The organism is Halomonas sp. HP20-15 (assembly GCF_033446685.1).
GTDB lineage: Bacteria > Pseudomonadota > Gammaproteobacteria > Pseudomonadales > Halomonadaceae > Modicisalibacter.
Window position 1 is genome coordinate 1 of record NZ_JAWQLY010000021.1, and the last position, 18,064, is coordinate 18,064.

At 48.1% G+C, this 18,064-nt stretch carries 11 protein-coding genes; all 11 read left to right on the forward strand.

All coding sequences use genetic code 11. The features are described 5' to 3' along the window. Positions 1-107: 107 nt before the first annotated feature. The 11 genes from R6258_RS18175 (at position 108) to R6258_RS18225 (ending at position 18,046) form a co-directional block, all read left to right on the forward strand. The gene (locus R6258_RS18175; RefSeq protein ID WP_318453274.1) at positions 108-461 is read left to right on the forward strand and encodes a four helix bundle protein; all 354 of its coding nucleotides are present in this window, start codon (positions 108-110) and stop codon (positions 459-461) included. 84 nt (positions 462-545) lie between these two features. Then, positions 546-2,477 carry a sulfate adenylyltransferase subunit CysN gene (gene cysN, locus R6258_RS18180; RefSeq protein WP_318453276.1) on the forward strand — a complete coding sequence of 644 codons (1,932 nt, stop codon included), beginning with the start codon at positions 546-548 and terminating at the stop codon, positions 2,475-2,477. A 306-nt stretch (positions 2,478-2,783) separates the two neighbouring features. Then, complete coding sequence (gene wecB / locus R6258_RS18185; protein WP_412176395.1) at positions 2,784-3,908, forward strand: non-hydrolyzing UDP-N-acetylglucosamine 2-epimerase; 1,125 nt, start codon at positions 2,784-2,786, stop codon at positions 3,906-3,908. Between the two features lie 62 nt (positions 3,909-3,970). Continuing rightward, entirely contained in the window at positions 3,971-5,257 is a 1,287-nt protein-coding gene (wecC, locus tag R6258_RS18190; protein WP_318453279.1) for a UDP-N-acetyl-D-mannosamine dehydrogenase, read from the forward strand. A 38-nt stretch (positions 5,258-5,295) separates the two neighbouring features. Further along, a complete protein-coding gene (locus R6258_RS18195; protein WP_318453281.1) occupies positions 5,296-10,149 on the forward strand; it encodes a DUF6270 domain-containing protein in 4,854 nt (1,617 codons plus the stop codon). Positions 10,150-10,164: 15 nt separating this feature from the next. Further along, positions 10,165-11,022 (forward strand): glycosyltransferase, encoded by an 858-nt coding sequence (locus tag R6258_RS18200; RefSeq protein ID WP_318453316.1) that lies wholly within the window; start codon positions 10,165-10,167, stop codon positions 11,020-11,022. Between the two features lie 21 nt (positions 11,023-11,043). Then, positions 11,044-11,844, forward strand: coding sequence for a hypothetical protein (locus R6258_RS18205; protein WP_318453283.1), 801 nt, complete (start codon positions 11,044-11,046; stop codon positions 11,842-11,844). A 1-nt stretch (position 11,845) separates the two neighbouring features. Next, a complete protein-coding gene (locus R6258_RS18210; protein WP_318453285.1) occupies positions 11,846-12,751 on the forward strand; it encodes a sulfotransferase domain-containing protein in 906 nt (301 codons plus the stop codon). Positions 12,752-12,825: 74 nt separating this feature from the next. Beyond that, the gene (locus R6258_RS18215; protein WP_318453286.1) at positions 12,826-13,485 is read left to right on the forward strand and encodes a hypothetical protein; all 660 of its coding nucleotides are present in this window, start codon (positions 12,826-12,828) and stop codon (positions 13,483-13,485) included. 33 nt (positions 13,486-13,518) lie between these two features. Further along, positions 13,519-16,203 carry a heparinase II/III family protein gene (locus tag R6258_RS18220; RefSeq protein WP_318453288.1) on the forward strand — a complete coding sequence of 895 codons (2,685 nt, stop codon included), beginning with the start codon at positions 13,519-13,521 and terminating at the stop codon, positions 16,201-16,203. A 97-nt stretch (positions 16,204-16,300) separates the two neighbouring features. Then, positions 16,301-18,046, forward strand: coding sequence for a hypothetical protein (locus R6258_RS18225; protein WP_318453290.1), 1,746 nt, complete (start codon positions 16,301-16,303; stop codon positions 18,044-18,046). Positions 18,047-18,064: the final 18 nt, after the last annotated feature.

Consider the following 18,064-nt stretch of genomic DNA (forward strand, 5'->3'; position numbering starts at 1 on the left):
CGAGCTACGAGCTACGAGCTACGAGCTACGAGCTACGAGCTACGAGCTACGAGCTACGAGCTACGAGCTACGAGCTAAGGTAAGCCACAACCAAAGCGAAACTGGCCATGCGACACGAACAGATGGAAGTCTGGCAGCGTAGCAAACGCCTCAGTGTCGATGTTTATCGTGAACTCCGTGGCCTCCGAGATTTTGGCTTCAAGGACCAAATCACACGCTCTGCGCTTTCGATCCCCAGCAATATTGCTGAAGGCTTCGAACGCTTTACCGAGCGGGAGAAGTTCCGCTTCGTTTCTATCGCCAAAGGCTCGTGTGGTGAGTTTGCCACGCAGACGTTGATCGGTATTGAAGTCGGCTACATTCCCGAAGACGTGGGGCAGCAATGGCGAAGTGAAGCGATGGCGCTGTCTCGAATGCTCGGTTCCTTGCTCAAATCACTGGCAACTAGTTCTCGCGTTTAACAACTGAACATAAGGGCGGCACGGCCTGCTCGTAGCTCGCAGTTCGAAGCTCGTGGCGCATGTGCCCCCAGAAGGAGAAAAACTGTGTCCCATGCCTCCCCGATGATCGCCGATAATATCGAGCAGTACCTGCAGGAACACGAGAACAAGGACCTGCTGCGCTTCATCACCTGCGGCAGCGTCGACGACGGCAAGTCGACGCTGATCGGCCGGCTGCTGCACGACTCCAAGATGATCTACGAGGATCAGCTCGCCGCGATCACCCAGGCCTCCAAGACCAGCGGCACCACCGGCGACAAGGTCGATCTCGCGCTGCTGGTCGACGGTCTGCAGTCCGAGCGCGAGCAGGGCATCACCATCGACGTCGCCTACCGGTATTTCTCCACCGACCGGCGCAAGTTCATCATCGCCGACACCCCGGGGCACGAGCAGTACACCCGCAACATGGCCACCGGCGCCTCCACCGCCAGCCTGGCGGTGATCCTGATCGACGCGCGGCACGGCGTGCAGACCCAGACCCGACGCCACAGCTTCATCGCCGACCTGCTGGGCATCCAGCACCTGGTGATCGCTGTCAACAAGATGGACCTGGTCGACTATTCCCAGGCGCGCTTCGACGAGATCGTCGCCGAATACCAGCCACTTGCCGACAAACTCAATGCTCGTGATATCCGCTTCGTGCCAATCTCTGCGCTGGAAGGCGACAACGTCGTCAATGCCAGCGAGCGCATGCCCTGGTACCGGAGCGACGACGGCCAGCCGGGTACACCGCTGCTCGAGTTGCTCGAGACCGTCGAGATTTCTCACGACAGCAACCTCGCCGACCTGCGCCTGCCGGTGCAGTACGTCAACCGGCCCAACCTCGACTTCCGCGGCTACGCCGGCACGCTGGCCGCCGGCATCCTGCGTCCCGGCCAGACCGTCCGTGCCTTGCCTTCCGGCAAGACCAGCAAGGTCGAGCGCATTGTCACCTTCGACGGCGACCTCAACGTTGCCTACCCGGGCCAGGCGATCACCGTCACCCTGGAAGACGAGATCGACATCTCGCGGGGCGACTGGCTGGTAGGGGATCAAGAGCAAGTGCCGCTGGTTTCGGCCTTCGAAAGCGACATCGTATGGATGCATGAAACGCCGCTGGAGCCCGGCAAGCTTTACGACATCAAGCTCGCCACCCGCGATCTCGCCGGCAAGGTGACGGCGATCGACTATCAGGTCGACGTCAACACCCTGGAGCAACGCCACGCGGAATACCTGGATCTGAACGCCATCGGCCGCTGCCGGGTCGAGCTGACCGCGCCGATCCCGGTGGACGACTACCGTACCAGTCCGGGTACCGGCAGCTTCATCGTCATCGACCGGCTGACCAACGTCACCGTCGGTGCGGGAATGATCCACAAGCCACTGGACAGTGAGCTGCCCTACGAATACCGCACCCACGACAGCAAGGCCGACGTGGTCTGGAATCGCGCCAGCGTGACGCCGGCGATGCGCGCCCAGATCAAGGGGCATGCAGGCAAGTGCGTCTGGTTCACCGGCTTCTCGGGCTCCGGCAAGTCGACCTTGGCCAACGCCCTGGAGGTCGAGCTCAACCGGCGCGGCTATCACACCATGCTGTTGGACGGTGACAACATCCGCCACGGGCTGTGCAAGGACCTGGGGATGAGCGAAGCCGACCGTGCCGAGAATATCCGCCGGATCGGCGAAGTCGCCCGGTTGTTCGCCGAGGCCGGGATCATCGTCATCACCGCGTTCATCTCGCCGTTCCGCAAGGACCGCGACAACGTGCGCGCCCTGTTCGACGAAGACGGCTTTATCGAGGTGCACGTCGATACCCCGCTCGATGTATGCGAACAACGCGACCCCAAGGGGCTTTACCAGAAGGCCCGCGAAGGCAAGATCAAGGATTTCACCGGCATCAACAGCCCCTATGAAGTGCCCCGGGCGGCGGAATTGTCGGTCAATACCGAGACAATGGCGCAGGGTGAAATCATCAGCCAACTGCTGAAGGTGCTGTAATGTGCGGGATTGTTGGTGCAGCCAGTCTGCGTAACGTCACTCCGATTTTGCTTGAAGGATTAAATCGCCTCGAATACCGAGGCTATGACTCGGCGGGTATCGCCTGCATAGCCGAAGGGCAGCTTCAGCGTATATAGCGTGCCATTACAGCTTGCTTTCCTCTCACGTCGGCCTGGGGTCAAGGGCACCGACATCGATAAGCCGCGCAATCTCGCCAAAACCGTTACCGTCGAGTGAGTAGCCGGGCTCAAGGTCCGTACTGCTTTTTTCTTTAATACAAACGACTATTACACGACATATATGCCCATCAAGACTCTTAGCGTGTTCGGCACCCGCCCCGAAGCCATCAAGATGGCGCCTCTTGCCTTGCAGCTTGCCGCCGACGAGCGCTTTGATGCCCACTTGTGCGTTACCGGCCAACACCGCGAGATGCTCGATCAGGTGTTGGCCCTGTTCGACCTCAAGCCGGACCATGACTTGAATGTCATGAAGCCGGGGCAGGATCTTACTGATGTGACCGCCACCATCCTGCAAGGGATGCGGGACGTGCTCAATGAGATCAAGCCGGACATCGTTCTCGTGCATGGCGACACGGCCACGACCTTTGCCGTTACCCTGGCGGCGTATTATCAGCAGATCCCTGTCGGGCATGTCGAAGCCGGGCTGCGCACCGGCAATATCTATTCGCCCTGGCCCGAAGAAGCCAACCGCAAGTTGACCGGTGCGCTTGCCGAATTGCATTTCGCCCCGACGGATCGTTCACGCCAGAACCTGTTGGAAGAGGGCGTTTCTCCCCACAAGGTGCATGTGACGGGCAACACCGTCGTTGATGCCTTGTTCGAGGTAGTGGAGAAGCTAGAGGGTAACGACGCCTATCGGGAGCGCTTCGAAAAGCACTTCGACTTCCTGGATAGCCAGCGAAAGCTGATCCTGGTGACGGGGCACCGGCGCGAGAGCTTCGGCGAAGGCTTCGATCGCATATGCCGGGCCCTGCATGATACCGCTGCCCAGCACCCCGAGGCACAAATCGTTTACCCGGTACACCTGAACCCGAATGTGCGTGAACCGGTAAACCGATTGCTGAGTGACGTCGACAATGTGCACCTGATCGAGCCGCTGGACTACCTGCCGTTCGTCTACCTGATGAATCGCGCCCACATCATCTTGACCGACTCCGGCGGCATACAGGAAGAAGCGCCTTCGCTCGGCAAGCCCGTATTGGTCATGCGTGAAACCACCGAACGGCCGGAAGCCGTGCAGGCCGGTACGGTGAAGCTCGTGGGTACCGACGTCGACAAGATCGTGAACGAACTGAACGTGCTGCTTACCGACAAGGAGGCGTACGAAGCCATGAGTTACGCCCACAACCCCTATGGCGATGGCAAGGCCTGCTCACGCATCCTCGAGATACTCGCAAACAGACAGCCTTAAAAGCACAGCATCTGCATTTTCGTACATCCGCTCACAGTTTTGTACACATGGATTGGAAGCACATGGAATTCAATAAAATTTCCGTAGTTGGCCTGGGCTATATTGGTTTGCCGACGGCTGCCGTCATCGCTTCACGCCGCAAGAAGGTGATTGGCATCGACGTCAATGAGCATGCGGTCAATACGATCAACAAAGGCGAGATTCATATAGTCGAGCCCGAGCTCGACATCATCGTGCATGCCGCCGTCGAGCAGGGCTATCTAAAGGCGACGACGACACCCGAACCGGCCGATGCGTTCCTCGTTGCAGTGCCCACCCCATTCAAGACCAACCCCGAACACACCAGCCACGAGCCCGACCTCAGCTATATCGCGGCGGCCAGCAAATCGATCGCGCCCGTACTCAAGAAGGGCGACCTTGTAATTCTGGAGTCGACGTCGCCGGTCGGCGCCACGGAGAGCATGGCTGGATGGCTGGCCGAGGCGCGGCCGGATTTGACCTTCCCGCAAACCCATGGGGAAGAGTCCGACATTCGCATTGCACATTGCCCCGAGCGGGTTCTCCCGGGCCACGTGATACGGGAATTGGTGGAGAACGATCGGGTGATCGGCGGCATGACGGCCAAATGCTCACAAGCGGCCACTGACCTTTACAAGATTTTCGTGAAAGGCGAGTGCATCACCACCACGGCACGCACCGCGGAAATGGCCAAGCTTACCGAGAACAGCTTCCGCGACGTCAACATCGCCTTCGCCAACGAGCTTTCCATTATCTGCGACAAGATTGATATCAGCGTGTGGGAGCTGATCCGTCTCGCCAATCGCCATCCCCGCGTCAACATCCTGCAGCCCGGCCCCGGCGTAGGCGGGCACTGCATTGCCGTGGACCCATGGTTCATCGTCAGCGAGACGCCGGATGAGGCCCGGTTGATCCGCACCGCTCGCGAGGTGAACGACGGCAAACCTCAATGGGTAATCGACAAGGTCAACGAAGCCGTCGGTAAGTATTTATCTGCAAACCCTGAAAAAACCGCAAAGGACGTGACGATTGCCTGCTTTGGGCTGGCGTTCAAGCCTGATATAGACGATCTGCGTGAGAGTCCGGCTCTACGAATTGCAGAGTCTATAGTCTTAAATAACCCTGGTAAGTCTCTTATAGTAGAACCAAATATAGGTAAGTTGCCAGATGAAAAACTGGGAAGCGCGACTCTAGTCGAATGCTCAGTTGCGATAGATGCCGCCGATATTATTGTATTGCTTGTTGACCATAAGCAGTTTAAGGAAATCCCATCAGCAGAAGTTATAAGTAAGTATTTAGTGGATAGCCGGGGAGTGTGGGATTCGGTTTGATTTACAAGCTTCATCCACTATGACGGCTGGAATCTGCTATGTCCTTTCAAAGAAGAGTGTTCAATAAAGGGAAGAGTGTAATAAAAAAAGGATCTCAAATCCTGGGTGTATATAAAACGCTGGTAAAAATAAAGAAAAAAACGAACAGGGCCGTGCAATTTATAAAGAAACCATCCTTGTTGGTAGCAAAATTAAAAGCTAAACAGCATCGCAAGATCTTCGATGAGGCTGGTTATCATTTCTATAAGCGCGGCGAAATAACATCTGCAGTAAATATTCTGGAAAAGCTTGAAAGAGAAGGAGCAATATTTAGCAAAAAGGATAAGGGTTTTCTTGCCTTCTTGCATGGCATGCTGCGGTTAAAGGAAGGATGGGCACTTCCACCACGGCAGCCAAATGCCGGTCTTTTTACCCAGCGACATCGCTTACTTTATTGCCTTCACCAGTCTGTGCCACATGCCACAAACGGTTACTCAACTCGCTCACATGGCATCGCGGTCGGGTTGAAGAACTCCGGCTGGGAGATCCGTGCCACTACACGGCCTGGTTTCCCGTGGGATGCTGGCGTGGCAGGACTTAATAAAGGCTACCATCAGGCCGAGGTAGATGGCGTCACCTATGCAGCTATAGCGGGTTGGAATCTAAACAAAACTCCCCTGGATTATTACCTGGCACAAGCCGCTGACCACTATTTCCGTGAAGCTCAAACGAGCGGAGCTGAATTGATCGTCGCTGCTTCCAACCACATTACGGCGCTGCCAGCCTTGCTGGCAGCACGGCGCCTTGGCTTGCCCTTCGTGTACGAGATGCGCGGTCTATGGGAAGTAACCCAAGCGTCGACCCAGCCGGAATGGGCAAATTCCGAACGTTACCATTTGATGCGCGAGTTAGAGCAGCAAGCGGCCCATGAAGCGGATCTGGTGATTGCCCTAACCGATGAGCTCGCCGATGAATTGGCGTCGTGGGGCGTGGTACGCGAGCGCATCGTGGTGGTGCCTAACGCCGTAGATGCCGAGCGCTTCCAGCCCACCTTACCTGATGCCAACGTGGCTAGAGAGCTTGATCTGAAGCCCGGCATACCGGTGATCGGTTATGCTGGCAGCGCCGTAGCCTACGAGGGACTGGAACTGCTGCTTGATTCGTTGGCCTTACTTAAAAATCAAGGCCAAGACTTTATCTTCGTTCTGGTTGGTGACGGTAAAGTAATTGATACGGTTAAAGCCAAGGCCAAGGCGCTGGGCGTTCAGGATAACTGCCGTTTTACTGGCCGAGTGCCGTTTGATGAAGTCCCGCGCTACTTATCTTGTATGGATATCATGCCGGTGCCGCGTCTCTCGTCTGCCGTCACCGAAATGGTCTCGCCACTCAAACCCTTGGAAGCTATGGCCATGGGCAAGGCAGTGGTGCTTTCTGATGTCTCCCCTCACAAGATCATGGCGGGAGATAACCAGCGCGCTCAATTGTTCACTAAGGATAGCGCCGACGATCTCTGCCGAGTGCTCAAGGCGTTGATTGACAGTCCTGCAGAACGCAAGCGCCTAGGCCAGGCGGCCCGCGCTTGGATCGAGCACGAGCGCAACTGGAATCATGTGACCAGCCTGTACGCTGAGGCCCTGGAGCGTGTGCGGACCAGCTATAGCGCCCCGGCATCGACTGACTCAGTCATCACGGCCAAGCGATTGGAGCAAATTACTCTAGGTCTGATAGCCGATCGGTTCACCACTGATACCCTGGCAAGCACCGTCAAGGTGGTGCCCCTTTCGCCGGATAACTGGCGTGAAGAATTGGCGGAACAACCCATTGACGCCATGTTTGTGGAGTCTGCATGGAACGGTAATGAGGAACAGTGGCACCGAAAGGTTGGTTACTACGGCGAAGATGAGTTTGCGCCTCTTTTCGAGCTACTAGCATACTGCCGCGATACAGGCATTCCCTCGCTGTTCTGGAACAAAGAAGATCCCATTCACTTTGATCGATTCAGTAAAGCTGCCACCCTCTGCGATCACGTATTTACTACGGATAGTGGTCGAATCATTCCCTACCTGGCTACTCCGGGCACGCTGACGCGCACTGCCAGCAGTTGTCCTTTCTATGCCTCACCGAAGATTCATAACTTGTTACCCTCAAGGCGGGAGTGGCAGCCTACGGCGGCCTATGGCGGTACATACTACGGTAATCGGTATCCAGAACGTACCGAGTATATGGACAAGGTTATGAGTGCAGCCGCACCACTTGGCCTCACTATTTATGATCGACAACATGATGATCCAAACTCACCCTACAAGTACCCAGGCGGCTTGGGGGAGCATGTGGCCGGAAGTCTTAGCTACGAAGAGATGATCCAGGCATACAAGGCTCACCCGGTACAAATCAACGTCAACTCGGTGCTGGACTCGCCGACTATGTTCTCGCGTCGAGTTATAGAAACGGCTGCCTGTGGCTCGCCGATAATTTCCGGGCCCGCGTTGGGCATGAATCGTTACATCGAGAACACTGGGCTCATTGTGCGGACGGAAAGCGAAGCCGCCCAGGCGCTGGAAAACCTGCTTTACCATCCAGCCTATCGTTGGCGGACGGCGCTGAAAGGGGCAAGGGCCATCATGCGTGCCCATACTACACAGCATCGCCTAGTACAGATGTTGCGTACCGCCGGTATGATCATGAAGGCGCCTGAGGCACCCTGCTTTCAACTGGTGAGCAGCGAAATCTCTGAAGCCGCTATCAAGCCCCTGTTAGCCCAGACACTGCGCCCTATTCGTATTGTTGCCCATCAATGGCAGGCTGCAGCCAAGGCCCAGTTGGAAGCGGCTGGTATCGAATGTGTGACTACCGAGGGCCTAAATATCGAAGAGAGCAATCTCTGGCTGTTAGCTGATCCTCGCGCGCTGGAGGCCATGGAGCCCGAAGACTTCGAGGATTTGGCTTGGCCCACGCTTTACGCACCTCACACGCGCATCGGCTTTGCCCGTGAGGCAGCATTGGCAGATGAACAATGGCCTGGAGTCGCACTTGAAAGTCAGGATATTGATCTTGGCCTTCAACTAATCTGCGCCCCGACAGATATAACAACCAACGAGCTCAATGGTTGGGCAGCGCAGCAGCCGACGCTAGCTCTGCGTAAGCCCGCGCGCATCCATGAGCAAGCACCTAACGTCCCATCGAAGAAAACGATGGTGATTGCCGGGCACGATCTCAAATTTATCAAGCCTTTTTATCCATACTTTACTCAGGCGGGTATCAGAATCCTGCTCGACTTCTGGAGCGGTCACAACCAGCACGATGAGATCGCCAGCAAGCGCCTGGTTCGTCAGGCGGACACCATTTTCTGTGAGTGGATGCTGGGAAACGCCATCTGGTACGGCAAGCATAAACGGGAAGGGCAAAAGCTGGTGGGTCGACTGCATGCACAAGAAACGCGCAGTCCACTTTTCGAAAAAATCTCATTTGAACAATTCGAAAAAGTTATCTTCGTTGGTCCTCACGTTTTGCGTGAAGCTCAGCAACGCAACCCTATACTTGGTCAGAATAGTACGGTTATTTACAACGGGGTAGACGTTGACGCTCTTCAGGCAGTGCCTCGCAAATCGACTAACGGTAAAGTGTTAGGGATGGTGGGGATTGTGCCACAGAGTAAGCGGTTAGATCGTGCCTTGGATATACTCCGTGAGCTAAGAAAAAAAGACACTGGCTACACTCTGCGTATTAAAGGTAAGCGTCCCGAAGAGTACCCTTGGATGGCTAATCGGCCAGAGGAAATGGCCTGGTATGAAACACAATACCATCGTCTCCATGACGATAGCTTACTGAAGAATGCCGTCTTTTTCGATCCTCATGGCAATGATATGCCTGCATGGTATGCAGGGATTGATTTTGTACTTTCAGTAAGTGATCACGAGAGTTTTCATTTAACAGTTGCTGATGGTGCTGCAGCGGGATGTATGCCAATAATTTTGCCTTGGCCCGGTGCTTGTGAAATTTATCCTAAGGAATGGTTTTATCAGAATATAGATGAAATACCCCAGGCTCTCAGCAGTCTAAAAATAGAAAGGGCATTGTTGCAGGAAAAAGCTGCCGATAATTTTGACATTAAAAAAATAAGCACTCAACTTTTAAGTGTTGTTTCAGATGAGGTGGTCAAAAGGCCGGTCAATGTCTTTGTCTTAGGTAGCTGCGTTTCACGAGATCCTTTTGAGATAGCGGATCCTCGGAAATTAAAATTGATCAATTATTATGCGCGCTCAAGCTTGGCATCTTTGGCATCCAAGCCAGAAATCGATGAGGAAATTTTAAGTCGAATCCCTTCTAGCTGGCAAAGAAAAATGGTATGTGCTGATATGTCAAAAACAGTTTTTAAAGAACTGGAGAGAAGCAAGAACGATATTGACGCTCTACTAATAGACTTAATAGATGAGCGGTTTAACTTAACTATCAAAAATGGTGTCATTCATACAGTATCAAAAGAATATAAAAAAGGTAATGAAGGAAGGAAGATGAAACTAATTCCTAGTTATTCGGATGAAAAATTTGAATACTGGAAAAAAGGGGCGAACAGGCTATTCGACTTCCTGGAAAGAAACGAATTAATAGAAAAAACGTACATCAATAAAGTTTTCTACACTAGCGACATTGATAGTTTTGGCAACACAAAAGACATGGTGGGAAGCTATACAATAGAAAAAATAAAAAAGGCTAATGCCGAGCTCGATGCGATGTATGATTTTATAAATAAATTCATACCTGAAGAGAATTTTATAGTATATCCAATTAATATATTGTATGCAGATAGTAACCATAAGTGGGATTTGTCCCCATTTCACTTCAACAGAAAAGTGTTTGATTGGCAAAATAACATTTTATTTAATAAGGCAAAGCTTCAACTACGCGAGGCGTAAGTGCAAGGACAAGTGATGAAAAAATGCATTTTGGTCACCGTTCGGTATAGCATTCTCTTCAGTGAGAGGACTCAAGGATTTCACATGTCCGCTGCTCAAGAAGACTATTTATCGTATAAAGCAGGACTTTTTAGCGATGAAAGAATGAAGATGAGGGAATATTTTTTCGAAAAATATTTACTAGCATCACTTGATGCTGCGTATAAGAATAGTACAAGCGATGTTGATTTTCATGTGTTGATTATGGCTTCTACAGAACTTCCAAGGAAAAACAAAAAATTCTTAGAACAAAAAGTTAAAGATTACGAATGGCTGCATGTTAGTTACCTTTCCCCTGACGCCGTAGACTATGGTTATCAAATGAAACTGTTTCTGGATGCTCATTATCCGGAACAACAACTGATTTGCGCGACAGCTCGGCTAGACGATGATGATGCATTGTTCAAAGATTATATTAATGTTCTTTCTAAATACCTAGACACGGAAAGTGAGAATACAGTTATAAGCTTCTCCTTGGGATATAATTTGTATATTGATTTAGATGGTTTTAACATTGTGGGAGCCTCGGAATGCTATCATAGTAAAATTGCGCTTGGCTTGGCATACATAAGAACGTATTCAAATAGCAGAGAAGTTGTCGATGATAATATCTATAAGTGCGGGAATCATATAAAAATAGATAAGAACTACAGGGTAGTAGACTACAAAGAAAAACATGCATTTATCAGAGTAAACACAATACTGTCGGATCGAATGTATCTCGTGGATAAGGAGTTGCGAAGCAAGAGGTTAAATATTGAATACAGGAAACAAGGTGATAAAAGGGTTGGTCTAGGGAGGGCTAAGAAGTCATTTCCCTTCTTGCCGATTTAATTTAATTACAAGGTGGCTTCATTGAAGTTTTTTTATAGCATTGTTGAAGCATTGAAATACTCTAGCGACCATAGCTTTATTGTAATACATCGTACTGTGTTCTTTCCGATATACGTAAATTATGGTGGCCATAAAGATTGGGTCATCTTTACACCTGGGGCATGCTCAAGAGCCAAGCCGATGCCTGTATTTCAGCGCTCATCTTATAGTAGTAGTTTGACGGCAAATGTTATATCAATATTCGACCCCGGGCTTTTTCTTAACAACAAATTAACTAACTCTTGGTTCTGTGGCACACCTTCAAGGTATTATGCTGAATATGTGTCATTAATAATCAAGCAACTATTGGATAATAAAGGAGCAGATTATAAGGATGTTGTGCTATTTGGAACTTCCGCAGGGGGACTTCCTGCTCTTAAAATTGCTCAATGCTTGCCCGGAGCAACGGTGTGGGTAGGTAATATACAGGTAGATGCAAGCATACACCCTGCTTTTAATAAAATGCTCCCTGTATTATTTTCTAAGTTTGATAAAGAGAAATGTATCAGGGATTTTCACGAGCGATTTGATGCGCGAAAAATGGACGGCAGCTATAATGTTCACTATTTCCAGAATACAAGTGATGTCGTGCACTATAAAAAGCATTATAAAGCGTATAAAGACTGGGTTGCTAATAATTCAACCGAAGCTAGGGTAAGGTTCTACGAATATGATGACCCTGTTTCTGGCCATGGCTCAGTAGGTCGCCATAAAGAGCTTGATATAATCCATAGGTTATTACTCAAGCAACCTTTATCTCTTGATTGGGTGCAGAGAGCTTAATATGGAAGCTTCATTTCTCGAAAATTATTTGTTGAGACCGGAGTCGTTCTGGCCGAAGTCACATTTAAGGAATGCAGATAAAGTAAAAAGGTTTGTAGCGACAGGATGTGCAGCAAACGGCCAGAACCCCAAGAGCTACATTGATGATATAATTAAGCTGGGACAATTGAGGAAAAGGTTTGATAATAAGCATGTATATATAGTTAACCCAGGTAGTTCAGGATCTCACTGGATTGAAGCCATGTTAAGTCTGTTAGCAGACTTCCATAACGGTGGGGAAATTTACCTGCCAAAAGATGTCAAGGAGTACCTCTCGACACTGCAGCTTGAAGATGCCGAGTTTTTTTTAGATGTTGTTTATTTAGTACACGCCGGCGGAATTTTTGATGATTCTCTTACAGCTTCTCTAAGCAACTCAGCACATTTAGCAAATCATCAACAGCTATCTCAATTTAGCCCTAACAAGAGAGTGGTCCTCTTGTTAAGAAATCCAGTTGATGTTGTTATGTCTCGAACTTTTAGGAAGGATGAGTATAAAAAAGATATTGCTCCCAATTCTTGCGACAAAGAATATTTGGAAAGAAATTGTTCATACGTTGAAAAGTTTTATGCGAATATAAATTACGATAGTTTCGACTCTATAATAAAGTATGAAGATTTCGAGAACCAACCGTTGGAAAGCTTAAAAGCTCTAGCCGATATTATAGGGTTAAAGGCTAGCGACCAGAATTTGATGAATGCTGTAAATGTGACTTCCAGAAAGGCGGTTAAAGATTCCGTCAGCAAGGGAGAGCAAGCGATGACGAATGTTTATTTAGGAAAACACCATGAGCATGCATGGGCAAAAGATTATACAGTCAAAAGGTTAAGCTATATTCTTAATTTCCATGGTATGAAATTTGATTGAGCTTTGGGTGACATATTGCTTTTAAAGTTTAATTCAGTTTGCCCAAATTTGGTGTGTTAAAGGCTTTGTTTTAAATGATACTATCTGATAAATATCGTTTTATTTTTCTTAAAGCTAGGAAGGTGGCTGGAACTTCTTTTGAAATGGCTCTTTCAAAGTACCTTACAGCGTCAGATATTATAACCCCCATATCCCCAGATGATGAAAATAAGAGAAAAGAGTTGGGCTTTAGGGGGGCGCAAAACTATGTTAAAGGCGACAGGGAGCTTAGCAATCATATATCAGCAAAGGCATGCCGGCAGATTATTGGCAAAGATTGGTGTAAGTATGAAAAAATTTCTATTGTAAGAAATCCTTGGGATGTGGCGCTTTCGTTGTTTTACTATAAGCAGGGACCTGATGCTGATCTATCGACCCTTTCCCAGTGGTATCTAGAGGGAGAAGGCGCTAGGTTCTTAGGGTTGAATAATCAACAGTATTTTATCGACGGGCGGCTTGCTGTTGATCGTTTTTTGCGCTTTGAATACTTTAAATATGATATTCTTAAGCTTGAAGAAGAAAGGCCAGAATTTTCCGGACTGTACGAGGTGTTTAAGGGCCTTAGTGCTAAAGCGGGGATTAGGCATGAAAAATCGCGAGATTTGAGAGAGGTATATGACAGCCATCCTATCTTGATGGAGAAGATCAAACAGCTTCATTCTTATGAGATCGATCGGCTTGGTTATTCTCTTTAAATACTGTTTAATCGTTTCTGAATAAGGTGACTTGTGTCTAACCGTCCCCGTCTAGTCTTACATGTTGGTTACCCGAAAGCGGGGTCTTCTTCTTTGCAGGAAACTCTTTGTAAATCTCAGGCAGATCTGCATAGATATGGCGTTATTTATCCAAGTCTATTTATAAGCCCCGGGACATTTAAACATGAAGAACTCTTTAGGCTTGTTCGTCTTGGTCAGATGCATAAAGTAAGTAAGTTGTTGCGCGATTTAACTGCAAAATATAAAAACTATCAGACTGTTGTGTTGTCCACTGAGTCCATTGTAAATCAGCTGAACAATATTGAGGACTATGCCTGGCGAGATTTCTTTAACGCGCTTAAATCCTTATTTGTGCTTGAGTTAGTTATTGTTCGACGTCCTGCGGAAGGCTTCAAGAGATCCTATTATAAACAGGCGGTAATTAATCAACCGTCAGGCCTGGTAAGCTATTACGGTACATCTTTGACACTCGCCGACTTCTGCGAACTGGATGTCATAAAACAACTGTCAGACTCCGAAGCTATCATTGGTAAGTTATCGAAACTCTCTAATGCCACGGTAAGGGTATTCGACTATTCTTCTGAGATTGTGCGTGATTTTGCATACTGGTTAACTGGCGATCAGATGCAAATTAATGAAGCTCCTGCCAGCAATGTTAGCTTAAAAGATGAAGAGGTTGAGTTGATTCGCCAGATCAATAATGTAGTATTCTCTTCTGATGATCGCAATGCTTGGCTAAGCGTATTAAGTGATTGTTCCCAATTAGCTAGCAATACAGCGCGGGCCTTGGCTGGACGGGCTAAGACAAAGGATATTATGGCTCTGGATATAAGGACTCTAGACGAGGTTGAATGCGGCCTCAATCCTTCCCTTGGTGCCAATGACGTCAGGCTTAAAGATTTAGCTAGTAAAATGAAATGTAGGCTTATAAAAATTCATGCTGATTATAAAGAAAATATAAATACATTGCCGGGGACAGGTATGGAACTCAAAGAAGTGAAATCGTCAGCGCTAGATCACTGCGTGAGTAAAAAGCTTAGCAATATTGTTAACTCAAAAGTCAACATATCCTTAGGGGAGAAGCTACACGCCGACGGTCAATTGGAACTCGCTCCCTTCAAGGCCGTATCCTTTAAGGGCTGGGGGGCTTGGGAGCAAGACCCTCTAAACAACAGGAGCTGGCAGTGGCGGCTGAACTGGCTTTCTTTTATTCCTTATTTATTGGCTTATCATTATAGTGTAAAGAATGATGATATTCTAGATTTCGCATGCGATGGGGTGCAGTCATGGTTGGATGAATATTTATCTACAGATCAGGCGTACCCGTTTGAATTTGTCTGGCATGACCATGCTACAGCACTTCGAACCGAGCAATTAATTCTAATATATTACTATTGTAAAAAATTTGCTCAAGAGTGGTTGAATAGAAATAAGCAATTTCAAGACTATATTGAGCAAGCTTTACACATCCATGGCCAATGGCTAGTTAAGGATAGCTTCTATTCCGAGCATACAAATCATGGTTTAGAACAAGCGCGTGTTCTGCTCTTGTTGGGCACTGTATGTACAGGCGTGGAGGCGAATGAATGGCGAAAAATTGCTGTTAGTCGAATAAGCAGTGAACTTGCATTTGCCTTTACCGACGAAGGTGTACATGTCGAGAACAGCCCTGCTTATCACATCTTCGTTTTCAAAGTATTTATTGGGATAATCAAGGATTACCCGGCTAATTTACTGGGTAATTTGGCGAAAGAATTTGATAAATTTTCTGTAAAAGCGTTAAGCTTTATTACGCATATCCTGCGCCCTGATGCATTGCTCCCTCCCATCGGTGATACCGAACAGTTACCTACTTCGGATGCCTATAAGGAACTGTTTGGTGAAAGCAACGAATACCAGCATTTCTTATATGCTTTGACGAAAGGTGAGAAGGGAATTCGCCCTGATAAATTAAACGTTGTCTATCCACAGTCCGGCTACGCGATTTTTAGAAATAGATGGCCTGATCAGACTGGTTTTTTAAATGCCTTTCACATTACTGTTAAAGCAGGGTGTTCTAGCCGGTATCACCATCAGCAAGATGAAGGTCACATAAGTGTTTATGCGGGCGGCGAGGACTGGTTAATTGATTCAGGGCTTTATAATTATATTAACAAGGATCCAATGCGTCGCTATATGCGTAGCAGACAAGCGCACAATGTTCCTATTATTTCGGACACTAGTTACGCAAAAGAATTTGAGCATCGACTAAGGGCTTGGAAGGTGCTCGATTATGATGAGGCGCCAAGCGCTCCTTTTGTTAATATGCAGCTGAATATGCTTGAGCAAGTAAAGCATAATCGTGTTATTAGTTTTGACGCGGAGAACACGTTTTTAGAAGTGCAAGACAATATCGAATCTAAAGATCACAAAAAACATAATATCTTACTCCAATGGCATATTCCTGTAAATAAGAATGTCGCTATAGGGGAAAACAAGGTTGAGGTTCGCTCTGCATCAGGGAGCGCTCTGTCCGTGGAATTTGTAGGAGATGTACCGGATAGTATTTCTATTGCAAAGGGCAAGAAAGAAAATAAAATACTTAGTTATGTGTCTTATAAAGCAAACCGTGCTGAGCCTAGCCAAGTATTGCGTGTGCTATTTAAAGAGCGCGTAACTCTTTCGGTTAATACGCACTTTACATTTAGATTTGTGTAATTAGTCTCAGTGCCATAAGGCAGTTCTAGAGCTATAGTGTTTGGTTTTTACCGCAAGCAACGAACTTGTTAAGCCTAACGGGTAGGAGTGTAGGGTTTTGCTGAATAATATGCTGACTGCTTTAAGGTGGGCACTGTCTATTGGGAATAAGTTTTCCCGTGTGGTTCCTGGTGTGACATTGTTAATAGTTTTTGCCACATTGGTATCACAGATATCCATATTGTTGGCTTTTTTGCTACCTCTAAAAATTCTCATGTTGCTTGGGTCGAGCCAAATTCCTCATTACTTTCCTTCTCTGTTCACTCATATGGATAGAGAACTCCTAATATTGTCCCTCAGCATGTCAGCTGTAGTCTTTTACATGCTTTTTCTCATTGCTGAGAAGGCAATAGTAATATGTTCAAGCCGAGGGGCCACCTTACTTTTGCGAAGAAGTCAAAAAATTATCCTTTTTGAAAACCAGGACGAAGTGGCTAGCAGAGGTTATCAACGCTATTCACGCAGCCTTGCTGGCAGCGTATTCCTAGGCCTAGTCGCTGTAGTTATGGCATGCTTATACCCTGAGTTGTTAGGGGTGTTGGTTGTATATATAATAGTGGCTTTTATGCTACTTGCCTTCTTCTATTCCAAGAATAGAAAGCTAAAGGTAGCTGTGGATGAGGTTCCAGGCCAAGTTGTTAGTACGGCAACTAATATAGGTTTTTTGTGCTCATTTATTTTCATGGTATGGGACTTTTTGTGGGGCACTCCTCCTGGGCTTTTGATAGCTATTATTTCTTTAATTCTTATGCGTCAGGGGTTTACTCGCATTGCTGGCGTTGTTAATGACTTGAAAGGGCTATACGTCCAACGTTTAAAGCTTAATGCGCTTTTTTTTCATGGGCATGTCCTTGTTAACGAGACTCGTAAACACGAAACCAATTTTTGGTCATTGCTAAAATTCCCTCAGCGCGAGCAGTGGATGCTCAGTATGTTAAGAGAGGTAGTCTCTTCATCTATAGATGAAGTGAAAATTTCTTGGTGGCACTTGGGTGGCTTAGATGTGGCGGCATTTCATGTCCAGGGGTTCGATAAAGAGGGGGCTCTGGTTTCTGAAAATTTGGTGAAATTGTTTAATAGTAATCGTGGCTCATTAGCTAAGCACGAAGCTACTTTGCTTATTGGTAATGCTGAGCTTCCAGCACTTCCTTTAAAAGGCGTAGAGTCGTTGGGAGATCTACATTGTCACATTTTTGAGTGGTTGCCTATTGAAAAGCCACCACTGAAACAGATAAATGAAACCAGGCAGGCAGCTTTAGAAATACTTTTAGCTATCGAGCCTAATAAGACCTTATCATCCCAGTTTATGCGTTCCCGTCCTCCTATCTGGCAACGTATTGATGCTCATATGTTTGAGCGTCTCCACACTGTGGCGGAAATGATGGGTCCTCCTCAGGTGGAAAATGTGGAGCGCCTTAGAAAGGCTCACGATGTTATTAAAGATCGTTTGAGTAAGTTGCCTTTGGTTATAGTAAATCCGGATCAAGGGCCTGATGCTTTTCTTCAAACGGAAGAAGGAGAACTGCTAATGGCACAATGGGGACGCTGGGCTTTGGAGCCTGTTGGGGCTAACTGGCCCATACATCCTAAACAACTCGACCTGTTAGCTAGTGCATTAGATCGGGCTAAACTATCACGCCGTGCCTTGCATAAAGTAAGCGCTGCTGACGCGTGCATTACGGCTTTAATTTTTTCGTTGGAAAAGTCTTATGTTCGCCAAGATTTTGTTATGGCCTTGGATTTGATTCCTAGGGTTCTAAAATGCTTGGAAGAAGAGCCTAATATGTCGGGTGCATCGACCTGATAATTTTGAGGAGCACCG

What these genes read in the sequence shown, in the direction of transcription:
- R6258_RS18195 (WP_318453281.1), top strand. Translation starts at nt 5,296, where the DNA reads ATGTCCTTTCAAAGAAGAGTGTTCAATAAAGGGAAGAGTGTAATAAAA.
- R6258_RS18200 (WP_318453316.1), top strand. Translation starts at nt 10,165, where the DNA reads ATGAAAAAATGCATTTTGGTCACCGTTCGGTATAGCATTCTCTTCAGT.
- R6258_RS18210 (WP_318453285.1), top strand. Translation starts at nt 11,846, where the DNA reads ATGGAAGCTTCATTTCTCGAAAATTATTTGTTGAGACCGGAGTCGTTC.
- R6258_RS18175 (WP_318453274.1), top strand. Translation starts at nt 108, where the DNA reads ATGCGACACGAACAGATGGAAGTCTGGCAGCGTAGCAAACGCCTCAGT.
- wecC (WP_318453279.1), top strand. Translation starts at nt 3,971, where the DNA reads ATGGAATTCAATAAAATTTCCGTAGTTGGCCTGGGCTATATTGGTTTG.
- R6258_RS18215 (WP_318453286.1), top strand. Translation starts at nt 12,826, where the DNA reads ATGATACTATCTGATAAATATCGTTTTATTTTTCTTAAAGCTAGGAAG.